The sequence below is a fragment of the Stenotrophomonas sp. 278 genome, from assembly GCF_003935715.1.
In the GTDB taxonomy this organism is placed as follows: domain Bacteria; phylum Pseudomonadota; class Gammaproteobacteria; order Xanthomonadales; family Xanthomonadaceae; genus Stenotrophomonas; species Stenotrophomonas maltophilia_AH.
Genome location: NZ_RHPP01000303.1, coordinates 1 through 1,036, shown reverse-complemented (window position 1 = coordinate 1,036; position 1,036 = coordinate 1). Strand labels below are relative to the sequence as shown.

The following is a 1,036-nucleotide window of genomic DNA, read 5'->3' as shown; positions in this document are numbered from 1 at the left end:
GGCCGAACGCGCGGCGGCGTTGCCCAGGCTGGCGCGCGACACGGCCGAGGTCACCGTGGCCAGCTTGGCCGACGTGGTGGTGGCCGCACCGGTGCGGTATTTGACGATGATGCGCTCGGAACCCTGTTGGGCGGCGGCCTGGCGCGCGGGCTCCTTGACCGGTAAACCGGCGGCATAAGCGCTGGTCGCGCCGACGGACAGCGAGAGCACGGCGGCTGCCAGCACGTTGATGCGAAGGTTCTGCTTCTTGGTCACGTTGAAATCCTCTTCAAGGTCATGGATCAAACGACGGTTCAGGCCAAACACTCCCTGCGAAAACCCCGGCCGGCCCTGGCCAGGGTTCCGGTGACCCGCCCCCTCAGGCCCTGCATTGCGCGCAGCGGGGCACGCAGCCCCGCTGCTGTCTTTCCGTGGTGTTACCAGCCGAAGCCGGCACCCACGCCCACCGAACTGTCATCACTGCTGAACGCACCACCGAAGGTGACGGTGGCGCGCTCGCTGAGGGCGCGCTGATACCCCAGCGACAGTGCCGATTCGCCGCTCTGGAAGCCGACGCCTACACCCACGCGGTTCTGCGTGCGCACACCGGCGGCGCTGGTGGCCATGTTGAGCATGGCCGCGTTCATCGCACCCTGGCGGTCGATGCGGCGATCCTGGTGGCGCAGGCGCTCATCGATTTCGCCCTTGTAGATGTCGAAGTTGTCGGCCATGGCACTGAAACGCTGGTCGGTATAGCTGTTGGCGGTGGCCAGGCCACTGTCCAGCTGGCCCTTGTTGACCGCATCGGTCGCGGCATAGCCGGCGGCCACGTTGGTGACCTGACGCTCGTTGCCGGCACTGCCCACCGACACCGCGTTGGCGCGGTCGGCGACCGAGCCCTGGCCGAGTGCAACCGAGTTGGCAGCGGTCGCCGAGGCACCCTGCCCGATCGCCGTGGCCGATGCGCCACTTGCCACCGCGCCTTCGCCCATCGCCACCGCGTTGACGGCGGCAGGTGCTGCGACCACAGCCGGCTGCGCGGTGCCGACGCTGGCCA

1 protein-coding gene and 1 pseudogene are annotated in these 1,036 nt (G+C 68.6%); both read right to left on the bottom strand.

What is annotated here, in order from left to right; genetic code table 11:
* Window positions 1-255: pseudogene (locus EGJ34_RS21835) on the bottom strand (protease); the annotation flags it as partial.
* A 161-nt stretch (window positions 256-416) separates the two neighbouring features.
* Window positions 417-1,036: YadA-like family protein (locus tag EGJ34_RS21830; protein ID WP_260477101.1), on the bottom strand; the 620-nt coding region annotated here is incomplete at its 5' end.